The organism is Mechercharimyces mesophilus, from assembly GCF_059818345.1.
Window position 1 is genome coordinate 1,055,999 of sequence record NZ_JCBAPH010000001.1, and the last position, 18,399, is coordinate 1,074,397.

Here is an 18,399-nt window from a genome sequence, read left to right on the forward strand (position 1 = left end):
AAGGGGGAGAGCAATGGATTTGCTTGATGAGCGCTTACGGAAGTCTATGGATCGTCGCACCTTCTTAAAAGCTACTAGTGCATGGGCAATCCTATCATTGGGAGCGATGGCATGGGATGTGCCGACCATATTCGCAGAGAATGAGCCTGTCAGCCCAAATTTTGCAACGTATCCTTTTCCAGTAGGAATAGCATCGGGAGACCCTCTTCCAGATGGAGTCATTATATGGACACGAATCGTACCAGATGCATCTTTTAAACAAGAATACCCACATCGTGTAATCCAGGTAGCATGGGAAGTAGCGAAAGATCCATCTTTTCGTAAAATAGTCAAACAAGGAGTAGCGACCGCTCGCCCGGATTTTGACTATGCCGTACATGTTGATGTCAGAGGGCTGATTGCTGAACAGGAATATTATTACCGTTTCCATGTAGGACAGGCACAGAGTCCAATAGGAAGGACGAAGACAGCACCCGCCCGCGATGCACGAGTAGAACGCTTATCTTTTGCCTTTGCTTCCTGTCAAAATTATGAACATGGTTTCTATACTGCTTACGAACATATGGCAAAAGAAGAGCTGGATTTTGTCCTTCATCTGGGAGATTACATCTATGAATATGGCGCTGACCAACATGTTTCTCCTCTAGGTGGAAAGGCGAGAGAGCACGATGGAGGCAAGTGCGAAATCCTCATTGATTATCGGAAGCGTTATACACAGTATCGGAAGGATCCATATTTACAACAAGCGCATGCACTTTTCCCCTGGATGGTTGTCTGGGATGATCATGAAGTGGAAAACAATTATGCAGATGTTACACCGCAACGAAAAACAGCGCGTGATTTTATCCAGCAGAGAAGAGATGCATACCAAGCATATTATGAAAATATGCCTCTCCGTCTGTTTTCGCAACCAGGAAAGTCTCGTATGCAGATTTACCGCTACTTTACTTTTGGTGATTTGGCCCAGTTTTACTTGCTTGATACGAGGCAATACCGCGACGATCAGTGGCACGGAGACGGTTGGAAACCGTTAGATCCGACTCCTCCAAAAAGGCGCTCACTCCTCGGATCAACACAAGAAAAGTGGCTAATGGATCAGCTAACAAGCTCTTCGGCTCGCTGGAACGTCCTAGCACAACAAGTTTTCTTTTCACAGCAAATTAGGAAAAAACGGGGGGAGAAATTGGTCAATATGGACGCATGGGATGGATATGCAGCCAACCGTGAGCGTTTATTGCAGCATATCAAAAAAGAGAAGGTGGCCAATCCTGTTGTCCTGACAGGGGATGTTCATTCTAATTGGGTGTGTGATATCAAGGAGGACTTTCATGACCCTACTTCCGCTACAATTGGTACAGAGTTTGTCGGAACATCCATTTCTTCTGGTGGAGATGGTCATGATTTGATTCGGCAGGCTGATCACTTGAAGGAAATCAATCCACACATCCTATTTGCCAATAACCAACGTGGCTATGTTCGTTGCCATGTTAGCCAGAAAGAATGGCAAACAGATTATCGTGTGCTTCCCTATGTAAAGAAGCCACATGCTCCCATTCATACACGTTCCCGATTCGTTGTAAAAGAAGGGGAGCCCGGAGCGAAGGAAGTAACGTAAATGATAGACAGTGATAGCAGTTGTGTTAGCTAGGAAAATTGATTTCTCCTATTACCTATAAGGAAGCTTTCAGAGGAATAAAAAAGAAAGGGCTACTTTTACACCCTTTCTTTTTTATTCCTCTAGATCATTTGCTTTCTTCATGACCAGATAAAGGAGTACTTAAGCGGAAGATATTCTGGTGAAAATAAGCAACCTGTTTTTTGGTTACAGGTGCTTGGTTCTCCTCTGCATAGAAAATATGACGAACCCGTTCTCGTTCAGTCGCATATTCTGCATGATCATGAACGGCTGCATGCAAGGCATTCAGCAAGCTGAGAAAGTCGGTTGGCCTTGGCCCGGGAGTGACTTCGAAGTAGTCGAAATACATTTCATTGGACTTCTCCAGATAGAAATCAAGGTCATAACAATAGAAGATGACCGGTCGATCCAACAAGAGAAAATCGGTGTAGCAACTAGAGTAATCTGTTATTAATATATCCGTATATTTTAGTAGTAGCTGTGGATCCAATGACTCCTCGCTAACATCTACTACATGCTTAAGCGATGGGATTTCTCCTTTACTATACATATGTCGCTTGATAACAAATGTGTAGCCTTGCTCTTCACAGAACGCGTCAATTTTCTCTAAGTCCATAATTTTATTAATGTCCGCATCCATTTTGCCAAACTTACGGTGGGTAGGCATGTAGGTGATAATGCGGTTGTTTTTTATCCAATCTGGAAAGGTTTGCTCTTCTGCCAACACCTCAAAGAAGACATCATTGCGGGCTTGTCCCAGAGGGAGTATATATTCCTTTGTCGTCAAAAAGGTTTCTGGATAATAAGATGAAACGCGCTCACTGGTGGAGATAACATAATTCTCTTTTGCCACTTGTGTTTTGACAAGCGCATGTTTCAGCTGGCGAAAGAGGGGGCGCTTCTCACGTAAGGCCTTATAGGTAAAGGTGCTTTTATTGGCTCCCCATACTTTTTTCAGCCCTACACCGTGCCAAGTGTTGATGGAAGTTGCTCCACCAAGTAAGTAACGGTTAAAATCATCGTGAATGGAATGAGAATGAATGAAGAATCCCGCCCGTAATTGATAGTAGATCCCTTTTAGTGAATGAAAATAATAGCTTTCCACCCCTTGTGATCGCAAGTGGGTAACCATCTCTCGATTTTTCATTATCCAGATTGAACGCAAGCGATCATCTTTCTGAATTTCAGCGTATAGATATTTGGGATTCCCACGAAACCCTTTACCGTTTTCCGCTCCAAACACGATAATTCGTTTGTTACGCGGAAACAGTCGCGCCATATTATACAGAATGATACCAATAATTCGTCGTGTCCATATCAGGATTCTCTTGAATGTTTTGCGAAAGACCAGACCCAATACGATTCCAAACAAAAGACCGATCACAAAAAGGAAGAGGTGTAGCCATTCATGGTTATTGAACATTTGGTTTCACCTGCCTTCAATTTCTTGTTAGTAAATGAAATATTAATTTAACAAACCATTCATTTTTCCTTAGTAGTCCCGCGATAAGATGGGATAAAAGAAGGGGAGTCGCCTAACTTACTGTATAGACGGCGACTCTTATGTTTGTCCCTATTTGATAGAGGACTATCTTGTTTGCGTTGCTTTGCGAATAACAATATTTTGTCCGTCCAAGCAGACTCCATTCTCTGAGAGAAGGTTATCTACCACATCTGCCACATGCTCGGGTTGCATAATTTTTGATTGATCTTCATCAGGGGCCAGAGCACGGCGGAGGTCGGTTGCACACCTTCCGGGAGAAACACAGTACACTTTTATCCCATATTCCGCTAGTTCATCAGACAAGGTTTGGGACATGCTGATGAGTGCCGCTTTAGAAGATGAATAAGACAGCCAACCTGGACGAGGACTCATCCCTGCCGTCGATGCCACGTTTAAAATACCGCCCCCTGTCCTCTTCATAAACTTGACTACTTCCCGAATCATGATAAAGACGGAATGAACATTAATCCGATAAGTAAGCTCCCAATTATCCAAAGTGGTTTCTAAAAGCGACTTTGGATCGGCATAACCAGCAACATTTAGAAGAAGGTCAATAGATGGGTATTTTTCCCCAATCTTATTAATGATGTGTTGGATCTCTTCAAAGTGAGCGAGATCTACACTATACAAATCCACATTTTTTTCTGGTGGCATCATTGACTTGGTTTCTTCTAACCCTTCGCTACTCCTTGCAATCAAAACGATGTTTTCAATATCCTCACGCTCAGCCATTTGTAGAGCGATGGCGCGGCCAATGCCGCGACTCGCCCCCGTGATAATACAAGTCTTCATCTTATTCTCCCCCTAGGATATATTCTTTGTAAATCACTTCACCAATCTTTTGATCGATGGGACGGGTAATCTTAATGTTGTATTCCGTTCCGCGTAAGACCTTTACTTTCTCCGAGTTATAATGGAAGAAAAGGCTTACATCTTCCGTGAAAGACATCTCATCCGCGGTTGCTTTCTTATGAGCGTCCATCAGTTTATCGCGATGGAATTTTTGAGGAAGCTGGATATTAACCAATTGGTCTCTGTCCAAGTTTTTCTCGATAAAGTCTTTTCCTTGAAGAACAGTGAATGGGATTTCAAACCCATACGTTGCATTTTCTTCTTCGCATTCAATCAACCGTTTTATCTCCTCAGCCAGTACAAATGGTCGTACGGCCTCATGGATAATAACCGATGGATAGGAAGCTACTTCTAACGCTTTATGTACCGAACCTTGGCGACTGGATCCACCTTCAATGACTCGAATAGGCTTCGACAAGCCGTGATTGGTTATTAGTTCTTCGGTCTTTCGGATATAGTCACGGGGTGAGGGAATGATGATTTCTTTAATGGATTCAATTCGTTCTGCTTTTTCTAATGCATGAGCCATCATCGGTTTCCCACCAATTTGTAAAAATTGCTTGGGAGTGCTTACTTTCATCCGAGTGCCAATTCCGCCGGCAAGCATGATCATCGATACTTCTTTCATGCTTCTTAACACCTCTTCCTTTCAGATTTTCCCCTTCACGGAAATCAGAGCCTTCGCGTGATGGTGGAGGAGACCAACTTTTCTTCCTCCCTATCTTATCAGTATCTAGAGGAGAATAAAACTCCTAACCACTTGTAGATCTCAAATCATGTTGCCTGAACTTTTCGCTATTTAAAAATTCATACCAGCCAGTGAAAGCAAGTAGGGTTTATAGAAGGGAAGAATTTTCAACTATATGGCTAAATGTTCTACAATTCCTTTTTTACTCTCTTGGATATCGCTAGCCACCTTTACTAAATCGAATGGGCTTAGTGAAGGATGAGGAAAGTGGGAAACCTTTTTCATCTCATATAAAGGAAATGTCATACATACACTGATATAGGAAAAGGAAAGCAGATGTGAAGCGCTCTTTTTTACTATCATAAGAAAGTATTTTTGTCTTTTAGTACATGAGTCATAGAAGAGAGGGGTTTTTTCGTGGGATGCCTGACTACACAACAATTATCAACAAGAGTTAGCCTTTTGTTGCGAAGGTTCCGAAATATTAAGCAGGAAATTATCCTTTTCAAAGAAGGAGAGTATCAAGTTCTTACAAACTTACAAAATAACAGAGAGTATTTCATTAATATTGTACGCCAGCCAGCAGAGAACTACAATGTACTATTACGCAGGCTAAGTACAGACCTTCCGACGATGCCAGGCGTTATATTTGTAGGGTGTAGAATTCAAATGGAGCAACCTGAACATGTTGCCAATCAGATTAATCAACTGATCGCCAACGATGCCAGGGAGTTGGTTACAAAGCCTTTTCCTCCAGGGTTTCCGGCGACATTGCCAACATCTCCGATTGTGCGTGAGGGAGTTGGCCAAACAACATGGCCAAAACGGGTATTTGCTCCTTATACAGGAGTGACCTGTTGGCCTCCTTATTGCTTTGCGGATGAGTCTGCGTCAACAACGGGTGTATTGTATTATAATCTAGCTTTTGTCGTTTCAGGGTTATTTAATAAACCTAATACGTGTCAGGCCAGCTGGGGGGACTATTATGAAGTTCTTAACTTCCCGCTTCCTGATCAGATTTGCGATTTAAGAAACAACTTAAATGGGGATGTTGCATTTTCATTTGGGGGCCAAGCAAATATTCCACTACACGTTTGTATACAAGATGAGTTGGAGTTAGAAGAAGTTTACCGATGCATCATCGATCAATATAGCCTTACTCGAGTGGACTTCGATGTGGAAGGTTGTTATGCGGCGTGCACGGATGCGAATGAGAGAAATGCAGCAGTAGTAGCTGCCATTCAAGATGACCATCCAGATCTACAAGTAACATTGACTCTTGAAGTGGCAACGACTGGTTTGATTGATCGGGCATTAAATGTAGTAGAGACAATGAACAACGCTGAAGTGAATATAACAGCAGTAAACCCGATGACGATGTTTCTAGGGGACGGTCCAGATACATTTGATGAAATCCAACAGGCATTAATCTCAACGAAAGGACAGCTTCAGAAGATATTTACGGGAAAGACAGAAGAAGAAATTTGGAATATGATGGGAGCTACCATTGATGTGTGTAATATCTCCTCCGCAGAAGACGCCAGTCAATTACTTTCCTTTGCAGAGGATAATAACATGGGACTACTCTCCATGTGGAGTTCCAACTTAGATAGCGAGAATTTCGATGATGCTTTTGCTACAATTTTAAACCCTTTCACTTCAGAGGAGGATTAGACAAGAGAGTTAGAGTAAGGCAGATGTGCGATCGCATGCATATAGGTAGTCTTTTAAATTTACTAGAGAATCACTTTTGAAGTAGATGGAGAGTTTTCGGTTTATTATCATGATGAGATACTATACTTCAAGTTAAATAGTGCGGTGATCAAACATTCGTATGCTCATATGAGTATACGAATGTTCTTTTTTCAAAAGTAGTGGACGTAATGGCAGTGAAAAAGGTAACTGGTCCTCTTGAATTGCTCTTCGCCCCTACAACGTAACAAAATCATTCTTTTGTTACGTTGTAGGGGCGAGATCCAGAAAAATGGCCTTCAAATTTGCTTCCTAAGAGGTTTTATGAAAAATAATGACCTATGACACTAAAAGAAATAATACGCCCTCATAAGCGAAATATGAGGCTATATGAAGGAGAGGGGTATTAACCTCTGTTTTTGGTACAGAGACCGCTTCATAAATATCTTTTATTATCTTATATAGTAAATATTCCTATAAAAATAGTCGTTCTCCAATGTAAATAATGAGATTTGTAGATTGAGGGGTTGCTCTCGTCTTGATACCAAATCTCATAATTACACCTCTATCCGAAATTTGGATAAGACATAATAATAGCCGGAGATTCGAAACGGATTTCGAATCTCCGGCTATTATTTACCTCATACATCTGAGGAGATAGTCATGTCTATTTTTATTTTACAGATCACTATTTATCCCTTTTATCCAAGCAACCCTTTTTCACCCCCATATAATGTACTAATGGATAGAAAGGAGGTTGAAAAATGAGTCATCATCGCTTTAGTAAAAAGAAATTAGCGCATAAGAAAAGGAACTATCCAGGTACTGTTGATCCGGGAGTTGCTCCTGGGCTTGCTCCCGGAGTTGGTCCCGCACCCACTCCCGGTACTGTGGACCCAGGTGCCATCTTTAATCAACCCGGCACTATTTTTAATCAACCAGGTGTGGGAGCAACCGCCCCTGGTACTGTGGACCCAGGTGCTGTCGCCCCTGCCCCAGGCACTGTGTCTCCACTTCCGTCAGTAGTCTCCCCTGATATCGTCCCTGGTACGAGAAATATCCAAACAATTGATCTGCAAACATTCAATCCACGTAATATCTCCGTGATTCAGTTAGCCAGACAATCCGTGGTAGTTACCGTTGGGAGAGGGCTAAGAGAGGCACCTCCTATTCGTTTGGGATCACGAGAAGGAGCAGTTATTCTTTTTAATGATGTTTCAGGAAGGCCAGCTGCTGCTGCTGTTGTTCAGGGAAACTTAACAGTGAACAATCGACTGCGCCGAGTAATCTTAAATTCGGGCGAGTTTGTTGCTATTATTCGTTCTCAATGCTGAAGATAATGGCGAATTAATGATAGAGAAGAATAGATAGAATATTACTTGAGGTTGGGTGCATGCTTACTGCCCCTCCTCTACTCACATACGATATTTCGCAGGAAGGACGTGTATCTGTGAAAGTAGTTCTTGTTAACATGCCATTTGGTTCATTGGAACGACCACCCATAGGAATCAGTCTACTAAAATCTCAGGTCGAATCACAAGGTCACTCTTGTAAAAATCTCTTCTTAAACCTTAAGCTCATTGATTATATCGGTGTTGCAACATTTAATCACATATCCAATACCATTCCCGCTTTGCTCATTGGAGAGTGGCTCTTCTCCTCTTCTCTTTTTCCAGAAACAGAAAAAGATGATGAGTATTTCAAATTCGCTAATAAGAAATTAGGTTATATGCCCTCTATTTTTTCTCCTGAAAACCTACGCTATATAAAGCAACAAATCCCTTTGTATCTAGATGATTGTGTGAAGGAATACCCTTGGATGGATTTTGACCTTATCGGCTTTACCTCGGTCTTTGAACAAAACCTAGCCTCTCTAGCACTAGCCAAACGGATCAAAGAAAAATGGCCTCAAAAAAAGATTATAATGGGTGGAGCAAATTGCGAAGGTCCTATGGGAGCAACCATGATAAAAGCCTTTCCTTTTCTCGATTTTATCTGTCAAGGAGAAGGAGATCTATCCTTTTCTACCTTGCTTAATCGCTTAGAAAACAACGATTCAACTGATGATATACCAGGTATCCTCACTCCTTCGAATACAAATAAATCCTTCTCTCATAAGGCCAACATGGTAACAGATCTGAATCAATTGCCCTATCCGGATTACACTGATTATTTCGAGCAGTTCCAAAGCGCTGGTCTATCCACGTTATTGCATCCTGTTATCCCTTTCGAGACTTCACGTGGTTGTTGGTGGGGAGAAAAATCCCATTGCACGTTTTGTGGATTAAACGGCCTAAATATGCGTTTTCGAAGCAAAAATGCGGATAGAGCCATTCAAGAGATCCAAACCCTCCGTAATGAATATCAAGAACATACCACCAGTATGGCAGCTGTCGATAACATCATAGACTATAAATACTTCCAAGATTTTATTCCGAAACTGATTGAACTGGATTTGGGAGTCGATCTGTTCTATGAAACCAAAGCAAATATTAAACGAGAACAGATTGATTTAATAAAAAAAGCTGGATTCACCTCCATTCAGCCAGGTATTGAGAGCTTAATCACCGATGTGCTCAAAAGAATGAGAAAAGGAATCACGATGTTACAAAACGTACGTTTATTGAAATGGTGCGAAGAATTCGGTATTAAACCTGAGTGGAACATCCTCTTTGGCTTTCCAGGAGAAGATCCTGCAGATTACCGGTGCGTAGGAGAAGAAATGATTCCTAAATTGATTCATTTTCACCCACCGATCGCGTGTGCTTCCTTTCGCTTGGATCGCTTCAGTCCCTATTATGACTACTCTGATCAACACGGGATTACCCATGTAAAGTATAATCAAGCCTACAAATATATTTATACGGGTCTATCCGATGCGCAAAGAGAGCAAATGGCCTATTACTTTGAGTTTGAATATGATGATCAACGCCAGCCGTCTTCCTATACACAAGAGCTAGAACAATCTATATATGTATGGAAAGGTAAATATGATGCGACATTTTTCTGCTTCGTAGAGATCCCCAATGGAATTCGCTTTTTCGATAACCGTACAAAAGAAGAGGGCGAAATTCATGATCTATATGGATGGGAGGCTACACTCTATCAATGTGTAGATGACATCAAAACGGCAAGTAGTATTCAAAAAGCGCTTAACAATAAAGGGATAACCCTTACAACGGAGCAAATAGAAACGAAGTTAAATGAATTTGTCGCTAACGGATGGATGCTAAGTGAAGGCGGTCGCTATATGGCATTGGCCATTGCTGAAGGTATATATACCCTACCGGAAGAGATGCTCGACTTACTTCATTCAAAAGTATGAACCTTCCTCTCCCAATAAGATATAGATTTCCATTAAAATGCCCCTCTAACCTTTCTTCATTTTACAGGAAAGTGCTAGAGGGGCGAAGTCCGAGATAAGTACAAAAATGGCCATAGGAATAGAAAAACAAGTAAAGGGCCTTTAAGGGCCTTTACTTGAGCGATTTTCAACTCAGATTCAAGTTTCCTATCTAATGGCAGAGGGCTCTTCTTTTCAATTACATAATCCCCAAATCGCTTGATATGCTGGGTTAGATAAGGACTAAGTGTACTCAATCCTTCGGTATCTATACAATAGCCTTCTCTTCTTAATTGTCATTACTGCAGTTGAATCTACTTTGTTTTGTAAAATAACTACATTGACGAAGGGGATTTCCTTCAATCATCCCCTTCAAAAACGGTCATATATTAACTTGCAGGCTCAAAAAATTCAACCCATTCTCCATCAGGACCATAAAAGAAAACATACCGGGAACCATTTGGCAAAGTAGTAATATCTTCATCGATAAATTGAATATCAAGTTCCTTTAGTCGAGTAATTTCTAATTCTACATCCTCCACAGTAAAAGTAACATGATGGACTACCCCTTCTTTAGGAAGATTGTTTTTAAATCCATGAATTAACTCAATTTCTGTCTCGGGAGCGTTGGGAAAATTCATAAAAGCAAGAGTAATGCTAGGTTCTGTATGCGTCATCTTATTACGTAGTTCCATTCCAACTACATCCCGATAAAATGCAATCGATTTGTCTATATCTTCTACTATTATTCCAATATGCTCTAATTTCTTCACTGCCATTCTACCCACTCCTATTGTTTGAATTTATCTCCAATGTGTTTTTGCCTGGATTTTTCTTGTATTTATCTTTTGTAATATGAATGATAATATACTGCCCACAGTGCTAGTTAAATAAAAAAAGCTCTTGCAAGAGAAATCCTTCATAATGAACGTGCCCACAATCATTCAGACCCACTTACCCCTCCACAATTTCCTCATCATGCGGGTTTTCTATGATCGAATGGGTTTGAACTCAATCATCTTTTAATCACTATACCTTGATAGATTTGCCTATTATCTTTAAAGTATCAGGAAATCTCCTCGTTCCAACTATGAACCTTTGTCGTCTCATGCATGTTGGAGAGGTAGACGATTCATTCTTGAATCAAAAAGCAGGGTTTAGTTTTCTATAAAACAGATGTTCATTGTGATATCTACACTTCCATGAACTCTATTTCTACATACTATATTACTACAAACATTATGAATCATGTATTTTGTTTTTGTAAGATGATTCAGTTGAGGTGTCCATGTTGAAAAACAAACCAAGTAAAAAGCCTTTATCCGATCTACTCATTTTTCGAAAGAATCGCCCGTTGTATCACAAAAAGCTCCCTATAATTATCTTTTGGAACCCTAAAAGCGGTTGTACCACGATTACCAAATGGTTTTTCTATCAGTTGGGGTGTTTAGAGGAAGCACTTCGCTATCATCCATGGGTTCATCGCTATCGAGGAGTATATTATGGAAAAGATACGCATTATTTAGAAAGTCTCGCGTCTCATGTCACTCGTCGGACTAAAAGAACATACAAACTGGTTCGCAATCCCTATACAAGAGCGGTAAGTTCGTACCTTCACGCTTGCGAATACGGAGTGGAGTGGCAAAAAATAGATCAATATATCAACGGTCCGAAAAAACGTGGCCAGGGAATTTCATTTAAAGAGTTTCTATACTACATTCACCATGCTGGACCAAGCAAGCATGTACTCGACTCTCATATAGCGCAACAATTTACAGAAGGAGAAAATAAGTGGGTAGATAATTACATTTATTTAGAGAGATTTTCGCAAGAAATTAGGAGGTTGGAGAAAACTCATCGATTGAAAAAATCACCACTGGCGCAAATTACGAAATCTAATCATCACCGAAATAAAGGAGCAGCTCCAAACGCAAAAAATTGCTTGGCAGAAAAGAAATATAACAGAAAAACTCTCCCTCAAAGCGTTCATGCGTATCAAACTTTCTATGATCGAGAGACTCTGAAATTGGTTGAGAAGTTGTATTTTAAGGATTTCAAAACATACAAGTACCCGATGAATGGAATGATCGATCAGAAATAAGCAAAAGAAACAGGGGATACTCTCCTGTTTCTTTTGCAAGAATTTATCCGCGTATGATAGGTGATTTTCTCTCCAACTACCGCAGCGAGCGAACTAGACTGCCGTTTAAAACATAATCCCCTCGATCCGAACCCACCACAACCAGGAGCATTCTATCGATAGCGATCGTGAATCGGTCGAAACAAAGCTTCTTGAGCTGTTCGAACAACGGAAAAATGATCAACATTGTAATGACCATGCAAAACCTCATTGTGATGGTTGACGATTTGTTCGGCAGTCAAGTGGGTAGAATCAGTGGTTGAATGTCCATCACCTACTAAAGTAACATCCAACCCATTAATAGTCGCTGTTCTAACTGCCGTATCGATGCAATGTTCTGTCTTGCAGCCCATCATGACAAGGTGTTTGATCTGATGATCTTGTAGGAATTTTAATAGTAAAGTTCCGTAAAAAGAATTGGTTGCTGTTTTATCAAATACCTTCGCATCGGGTGGCATGTGGATGTCTTGGTGTATCTCAAAGCCCTCACCTTTACCATCAGCGACATCTCTATCCCTTATAAAAACGATATAAGCCTGCTCCTCCATCGCTTTTCGAACTACCAAATTCACATTCTCCAACAAAATGTCCCTATTCCATACAGGGTCCATCTCCTTATTCCCTTCCACCAACTCTTGCTGGACATCAATAATAAGTAACGCTTGATTCAATAACAAAACCCCTTATTATTAGAGATTACTCTAAATCAATGGTATCGGCTTCATGTATACAACGACGGACATCTGTTTATTTCAGATATCCGTCGTTGCTTTCTAGCCAAAAAGGTTACCTTCGCTTAGGCGCTTTCTTTGCTTGTTTCACATTGCGAATATGCGCTTGCTTTCGTTCCTTTTGTAGTCGCTTATCCTTCTTCGCATTGACATACTCGGCTTCCCGTAACATCTTTCGGTAACTATCTAATCGCTCTATGGATAGTGTACCTTCCTGGACTGCCTCTCTTACCGCACATTGAGGCTCCTTTTCATGTTTACAATCTCGGAACATACATTGTTCAGCCATCTCTTCTATGTCTTGGAAAGTAGCGGATAATCCACTATCGCTATCCCATAGCTGTAGCTCACGCATACCTGGCGTATCAATGAGAATGCCTCCTTGAGGGAGAACAACCATTTCACGGTGCGTACTGGTATGCCGTCCTTTGCTATCGTCTGCGCGGATCGCACCTGTACGCAAAATCTCTTCTCCATACAGCCAGTTGATAAGGGTGGATTTCCCTACACCGGATGAACCCATCACGGCAATCGTCCTACCGCATTGTAAATGGGATTCCAAGTCAGCAAGCCCTGCCCCCTCTACAACACTAATGGGGTGAATCGGCACACCCATAGCGACCGTTTCTACCTCAGCCACTTTGCTTTCTACATCCAGGCACTCATCTGCTTTGGATAAGATAATAACGGGGCTCGCACCGCTTTCCCATGCTGCAATCAAATAACGTTCCAAGCGACGGAGATTGAAATCCCCATCCAATGCTTGCACAAGAAATACCGTATCTACATTGGTCGCAACCAACTGCACTTCCGTCGTTTCACCAGCTACTTTTCGAGAGAACTGACTTCGGCGTGGAAGGACCTCACGAATCATTCCTTTTTGCTCTCCCGCTTGAATATCAAGTACAACCCAATCGCCAACAGCGGGGTATCCTTCACGTCCCAATGCATGATACCGCATGCTCCCGGAGATGCTGGCGAGCACTTCTCCGTGCTTTGTTAACACGCGATACAAGTGCTTGTGCTCCAATGCAATGCGGCCCACTTCCTGGCCATCCGTCGCCCGTTGGTTCCAAGTTTCTTCCCATGATGGGTCCCAGCCCAAATCTTCTAAATTCAAAAGAGCTCCTCCTGTTGACGGATACGCTCTACCTATTCCCTACCTTCTCCTGCACCTGTTGTACGTCTTCATATTCCTTCATTGCATTTACAAATAGTTGGTTTGTATCAATCATGGTCATCATCCTTTCAATGCCTATTTATTTTCATCGCGTATCCGTCTTTTATCTCATTTTATTTTCCTAAATCAAGAAAGTAGGTATTTTCTATTCTAATACACACCAAAAGATACGGCAATAGTCACATCTAATAGATAAAAATGGTTTTATCCTGTTTTGTAGTAATAGAGATTACTCTAAATCAATGTATCGGCTCCATGTATACAGCAACGGCTATCTGCTTGGCTCCGATAGCTCCTGTGAGGACGAAGAAATGCGCCCTCTTCACGGTCACGAAATGTATTCTAATTTTTTAACAATTGAAGGAATAACATTGAACGATTCGTGAATTGATGTTAAGATAACTAAGAATATTGAGACAAATGGAGGGGATTTAGTGTGCTGAAGTGGCTTCGAATGGCAATGGTCTTCACTATGTTGTTTTCTGTTGTGGCTATGGGGAATGGAAATGATGTTGCTCAAGCAGAAGGAACGGAAACAAACAATAAAATCGTTCAATATACCGTTATAGGAGACTCGATTGGTCTTGGCTTTGGTGCGTTTAAAAGTTACGGTCCACGCTATCGGGATTATATGATGAAAGATACGAATAAAATCGTTTATGTCGTTAATCGTAGTGTTGGTGGTTGGCAAAGCGATGAATTAATTGAAGGACTTAAAAATAATAAATATATACGTCGTGCTGTACGGAATGGAGACGTTGTCACTTGGAACATTGGTGGAAACGACTTGAGAAAAGCACGCACTAAATATATGAAAGGAACATGTGGTGGAAGTGACAACGAAGATTGTTTGCGCCAAGCTGTCATGGACTTAAAAGCTGATTGGATTGAAACGACGGAACGGATTATCAGTTTAAGAAATGGAAAGACATCTAACCTAAAGACAATGAATTTGTATAATCCCTATGTAGCAGAGGACAAGAACGCCAAAAGTTATGATGGCACAATGTCACGCTTTGACGTTTTCAAACCTTATTTAGATGAGATAAATCAATTTATTGAAGAAAAACAAAGCATGGGTTATCAAATGGCAGATGTGTATACAGCATTTAATGGTGTATCACAAGAAGAAGATCCAATAAAATCAGGGCTGATCTTTATCGATGGGCTACATCCAAATGACAGAGGTCATAAGGAAATCGCGAAATCTTTCCGCTCCTTAGGATATGATCAATTTTCTAGATAAATGAAAGGGCTTACATGTGATTCCACCTCAGGGTGGACACCCTTTGTCTTAAGCTAATGACTACTGCTACTTTCATCACCCACCCTATAGAACGCTCCCATGCTGGGTGCACCGTAAAAGCCCGTCATTCAGATATCTGAATGACGGGCTTACAATGGTTCGTTGATTTACCATTCATCATTTACTGCAGTGTGCTTTTTCCCAATAGCATGATACAGCACAGGGACGAAGATGAGTGTAAGAATGGTAGAAGTGAACAATCCACCGATGACCGTGATCGCAAGCTCTTTGGAGATCAATAAAGATGTAGAGTCCGACAGAGCGAGTGGCAATAGAGCAAAGATCGTCGCAAAGGCGGTCATGAGGATGGGTCGCAACCGCGTGGTGGAAGCCTCTACCACTGCTTCGGTAAGCTCTTGTTCATTTCGACGATTCGTTTCCACACGGTCCAGTAAAACAACCGCATTGGTGGTGACAATTCCGATCAACATCAAAATCCCGATCATCCCACTCATGGATAAGCTTTCTCCTGTTATCAATAAGGCGGTTAGCGATCCAATCGGTACAAAGATAAGGGATGATAGGATAACCATGGGTGTCATGAATCCACCAAATGTGATGCCGAGGACAAAGAAGACGAGTAAGATAGCGACGCCCATCGAAATACCAATATCGACAAACCCTTCTGTGATCATTTCCAGTCCACCACCGGAGAAATCAATCTCCACATCGTCTGGTAAGGAGAGTGCTTTGACATCCTCTTGTACGGTTGTTGAAATCGTGGCGGTATCTTCACCAATCACTTCTGCTGATACAAGTGCTGACACTTCTCCGTCTTGGTGGTTAATCGTGAGCGGAGCTTTATCCTCCTCGATCTCAATGACATCACCGATTTTTTTCTCACCTTCCATTGTAGTAATGGTTAGATTTTCGATTTCTTCGATGGAGGTTACCCTATCATCATAGAAAAGAGACAGGTCCCACTCTTCCCCTTCCAAAGTAACCTGACCCTCTACTCCTTGGACGCCCTCATTAATGGGTTGCACAATTTGATACGGATTGATTCCAAGCGATTGACCTTCCTCATTGAGAATGAATCGCCATTTGGTCTGAAATTCCTCTATATCACTAGAAACATTCTTTAAATGACTGTCCTGTTCCAATAGAGTTTCAACAGAATCGGCCGCGGTTTCAAGGCTTTCAAAGTTGTCACTATACAGGTTTACCGTAACAGAGTTCCCCGATGGAGGACCTTCCTCTGTTACCTCTTGTGTTTTAACAACAGCTTCTTCATACGAATCATGAGCAATCTCGGAAATCTCCGTCTCATATGACTTCATGTAGTCGTCAACGGTGTTTCCTTCTTTCAATTGAATAAAGAACTTCGCGCGATTTTCTTTCGTATCCCTCTGCCCCATTGGGCCCTGTTCAATTGAAAATCCAATCGAAACCTGGGAGTATTCAAGCTCTTCTTTTGCTGTTAAAGACTTCTCCACGTTACGAGCAAATTCATCCGTTTCTTCTAACGTTACACCCTCTGGAAATATCGCATCGACTTGGAAAGATTGTGAGGGTGCACTGGGTAGAAAGGAGATATGAAGCAACGGAATGATCGCAATTGAGGCAATTAACAAAGCGAGTGCCACACTAAAAACAAGCGCTTTCTTCTTCATAGCACGACGTAGCACCTTTTCATACGTGGAGATCCAACGTCCCTTGCTCTTGTGCTCTTTAACCTTCTTGAAAAACACATTTCCTAGCACAGGGATGAGCATCACTGCCACAAGCAAAGAGATAGTGATAGCAAAAACCACTGCGAGGCTAAATGGACGGAAGAATTCCCCTATGATCCCGCTAACTAGCGCCAATGGTAAGAAAACGATGAGTGTGGCAATAGTAGAAGACGTAATCGCTCCCATCACTTCACGCGTCGCTTCGAAAACCAACTTTCTATGGGGCATGTGCGGATGCAATTGCTTCCACCGATAGATGTTTTCTATGACGACGATGCTATCGTCCACGATTCGTCCGACGGCAACGGCTATACCTCCCATGGTCATAAGGTTTAAGGTATAGCCAAATTGATTCAACAAGAAGATGGAGCCTAGGATAGAAACCGGTAGTGAAATAATCGCAATCACAGTTGCGCGAAAATTACGTAGGAAAAGGAGAATAACGAGTATCGTAAATAAAGCACCGTATCCACCTTCTTTTAGCATAGAAGAGATGGATTCGTCCACTGGTTCTCCTTGATCATCTACCACATACGTACGATAATCTTTTCCTTCGAATTCCTTGTCGATGGCAGATTTCACTTCGTCAACAATGCTGGATGTATTAGCGTCTTCTGCTTTAAATACTTGCAATAGCACGCTCTCTTCTCCATTGAAGCGAGCAATTTCGGAGCGAGAGGTATCCATCTTCACTTCAGCGATTTCTTTTAAATTCACTGTCTCCAACTCTTGGCTAAAAGCTTGCGACGAGGTTTGGCTTTCCATTGCTGAGGAACCTACTATGGGTCCCTGTGGCGAAGACGAGCGATTCTCCATTTGTATGGGTGTACTAGATATCGGAATCTCAATCTCCTTGAGAGCCATCAAGTCTTCTATATGTCCTTGAACATATAGAGGAGAGCTTTCTCCATCCGACTCTAGTGTTGCTGCTGGAATCTCATATTCCTTTTCAGCAATCGCTTCTTTGATATCATCGAGCGACAACCCTTTTTCGGTCGTTTTACTTTGGTTTACCTTGATGGATACGGTAGACTCTTGTATTCCCGTTAGCGTGACATCGGCTACACCTTCAATCGATTCTAACTGAGGAACCACGCTATTAAGAAGATCCTCCTGCAAAACATCTAAATCATCTGATGCCACTGCCAATTGAAAAATAGCCGTTTCATTCATAGACATCGTCGAAACTTCAATATTTGCATCTTCAGGAAGGCGGACTCCACGAATGGCACTATCGATCGTGCTCTCTGCCTGCTCCATCTCTTGTCCAAATGGATAGGTAACGACTATCATCGCCATGTCCTGATTAGAAACACTGGTGACGGAGTCATAATCCTCAAGGTTTAATACCGCCTCTTCAATTGGAAGCGTCACCAGCTTCTCCACCTCTTCTGCAGAAGCACCAGGGTATTGAGCTTGCACGGTTACTATAGGTAAGGTAACATCCGGATACGTTTCCACTTGTATTTGAGTAGTGGCCCATGCTCCACCACCCATCACGAGTGCGATCAGCATGAAGGTCGCGATCATATTTTTCAGACTAAATTTCGTTAACCATTTCACGCGCTCCATTCTCCTCTCATTTGCGTTCTGCAAACAGAATAGAGGATTTATGTGAACAGAATATGAATTAAAAAATTCATTTTCAAAGTAG

13 protein-coding genes are annotated in these 18,399 nt (G+C 41.8%); 6 read left to right on the plus strand and 7 right to left on the minus strand.

All coding sequences use genetic code 11. From position 1 onward, the window contains the following. The first annotated feature begins 13 nt into the window (after nt 1-13). Complete coding sequence (locus AC6RGY_RS05390) at nt 14-1,615, plus strand: alkaline phosphatase D family protein (protein ID WP_499860290.1); 1,602 nt, start codon at nt 14-16, stop codon at nt 1,613-1,615. A gap of 127 nt (nt 1,616-1,742) precedes the next feature. Here AC6RGY_RS05390 and AC6RGY_RS05395 read toward each other — a convergent pair whose 3' ends face one another. From AC6RGY_RS05395 to AC6RGY_RS05405, 3 genes are all read right to left on the minus strand, one after another. Continuing rightward, a complete protein-coding gene (locus tag AC6RGY_RS05395) occupies nt 1,743-3,059 on the minus strand; it encodes a CDP-glycerol glycerophosphotransferase family protein (protein ID WP_499860292.1) in 1,317 nt (438 codons plus the stop codon). 165 nt (nt 3,060-3,224) lie between these two features. Then, nucleotides 3,225-3,932: an SDR family oxidoreductase gene (locus tag AC6RGY_RS05400; protein WP_499860295.1), complete on the minus strand. Its 708-nt coding sequence runs from the start codon at nt 3,930-3,932 to the stop codon at nt 3,225-3,227. A gap of 1 nt (nt 3,933) precedes the next feature. Next, on the minus strand, nt 3,934-4,620 hold the full coding sequence (locus tag AC6RGY_RS05405; protein WP_499860296.1) for an IspD/TarI family cytidylyltransferase: 687 nt from the start codon (nt 4,618-4,620) through the stop codon (nt 3,934-3,936). Between the two features lie 522 nt (nt 4,621-5,142). On the opposite strand from AC6RGY_RS05405, the gene AC6RGY_RS05410 reads away from it, so the two are divergent. The 3 genes from AC6RGY_RS05410 (at nt 5,143) to AC6RGY_RS05420 (ending at nt 9,697) form a co-directional block, all read left to right on the plus strand. Then, on the plus strand, nt 5,143-6,354 hold the full coding sequence (locus AC6RGY_RS05410) for a glycoside hydrolase family 18 protein (RefSeq protein ID WP_499860297.1): 1,212 nt from the start codon (nt 5,143-5,145) through the stop codon (nt 6,352-6,354). A 782-nt stretch (nt 6,355-7,136) separates the two neighbouring features. Then, nucleotides 7,137-7,706, plus strand: a complete 570-nt coding sequence (locus AC6RGY_RS05415; RefSeq protein WP_499860298.1) for a hypothetical protein — start codon at nt 7,137-7,139, stop codon at nt 7,704-7,706. Between the two features lie 116 nt (nt 7,707-7,822). Beyond that, a complete protein-coding gene (locus tag AC6RGY_RS05420) occupies nt 7,823-9,697 on the plus strand; it encodes a RiPP maturation radical SAM C-methyltransferase (protein ID WP_499860300.1) in 1,875 nt (624 codons plus the stop codon). A 407-nt stretch (nt 9,698-10,104) separates the two neighbouring features. On the opposite strand, the gene AC6RGY_RS05425 is transcribed toward AC6RGY_RS05420, so the two are convergent. Continuing rightward, nucleotides 10,105-10,494 carry a VOC family protein gene (locus tag AC6RGY_RS05425; RefSeq protein WP_499860301.1) on the minus strand — a complete coding sequence of 130 codons (390 nt, stop codon included), beginning with the start codon at nt 10,492-10,494 and terminating at the stop codon, nt 10,105-10,107. A 509-nt stretch (nt 10,495-11,003) separates the two neighbouring features. Between AC6RGY_RS05425 and AC6RGY_RS05430 the strand changes: the two genes are divergently transcribed. Continuing rightward, entirely contained in the window at nt 11,004-11,816 is an 813-nt protein-coding gene (locus AC6RGY_RS05430; RefSeq protein ID WP_499860304.1) for a sulfotransferase family 2 domain-containing protein, read from the plus strand. 152 nt (nt 11,817-11,968) lie between these two features. On the opposite strand, the gene AC6RGY_RS05435 is transcribed toward AC6RGY_RS05430, so the two are convergent. Beyond that, nucleotides 11,969-12,526, minus strand: a complete 558-nt coding sequence (locus AC6RGY_RS05435) for an isochorismatase family protein (RefSeq protein ID WP_499860307.1) — start codon at nt 12,524-12,526, stop codon at nt 11,969-11,971. A 115-nt stretch (nt 12,527-12,641) separates the two neighbouring features. Next, nucleotides 12,642-13,706: a ribosome small subunit-dependent GTPase A gene (rsgA, locus tag AC6RGY_RS05440; RefSeq protein ID WP_499860310.1), complete on the minus strand. Its 1,065-nt coding sequence runs from the start codon at nt 13,704-13,706 to the stop codon at nt 12,642-12,644. 496 nt (nt 13,707-14,202) lie between these two features. Here rsgA and AC6RGY_RS05445 point away from each other — a divergent pair, with 496 nt between their 5' ends. Further along, entirely contained in the window at nt 14,203-15,012 is an 810-nt protein-coding gene (locus AC6RGY_RS05445) for an SGNH/GDSL hydrolase family protein (RefSeq protein ID WP_499860312.1), read from the plus strand. Between the two features lie 167 nt (nt 15,013-15,179). Here AC6RGY_RS05445 and AC6RGY_RS05450 read toward each other — a convergent pair whose 3' ends face one another. Further along, entirely contained in the window at nt 15,180-18,308 is a 3,129-nt protein-coding gene (locus tag AC6RGY_RS05450) for an efflux RND transporter permease subunit (RefSeq protein ID WP_499860315.1), read from the minus strand. Nucleotides 18,309-18,399 lie beyond the last annotated feature (91 nt).

Coding starts and splice junctions, on each gene's coding strand:
- AC6RGY_RS05390 (WP_499860290.1), top strand. CDS start 14: ATGGATTTGCTTGATGAGCGCTTACGGAAGTCTATGGATCGTCGCACC.
- AC6RGY_RS05430 (WP_499860304.1), top strand. CDS start 11,004: ATGTTGAAAAACAAACCAAGTAAAAAGCCTTTATCCGATCTACTCATT.
- AC6RGY_RS05400 (WP_499860295.1), bottom strand. CDS start 3,932: ATGAAGACTTGTATTATCACGGGGGCGAGTCGCGGCATTGGCCGCGCC.
- AC6RGY_RS05415 (WP_499860298.1), top strand. CDS start 7,137: ATGAGTCATCATCGCTTTAGTAAAAAGAAATTAGCGCATAAGAAAAGG.
- AC6RGY_RS05395 (WP_499860292.1), bottom strand. CDS start 3,059: ATGTTCAATAACCATGAATGGCTACACCTCTTCCTTTTTGTGATCGGT.
- AC6RGY_RS05425 (WP_499860301.1), bottom strand. CDS start 10,494: ATGGCAGTGAAGAAATTAGAGCATATTGGAATAATAGTAGAAGATATA.
- AC6RGY_RS05405 (WP_499860296.1), bottom strand. CDS start 4,620: ATGAAAGAAGTATCGATGATCATGCTTGCCGGCGGAATTGGCACTCGG.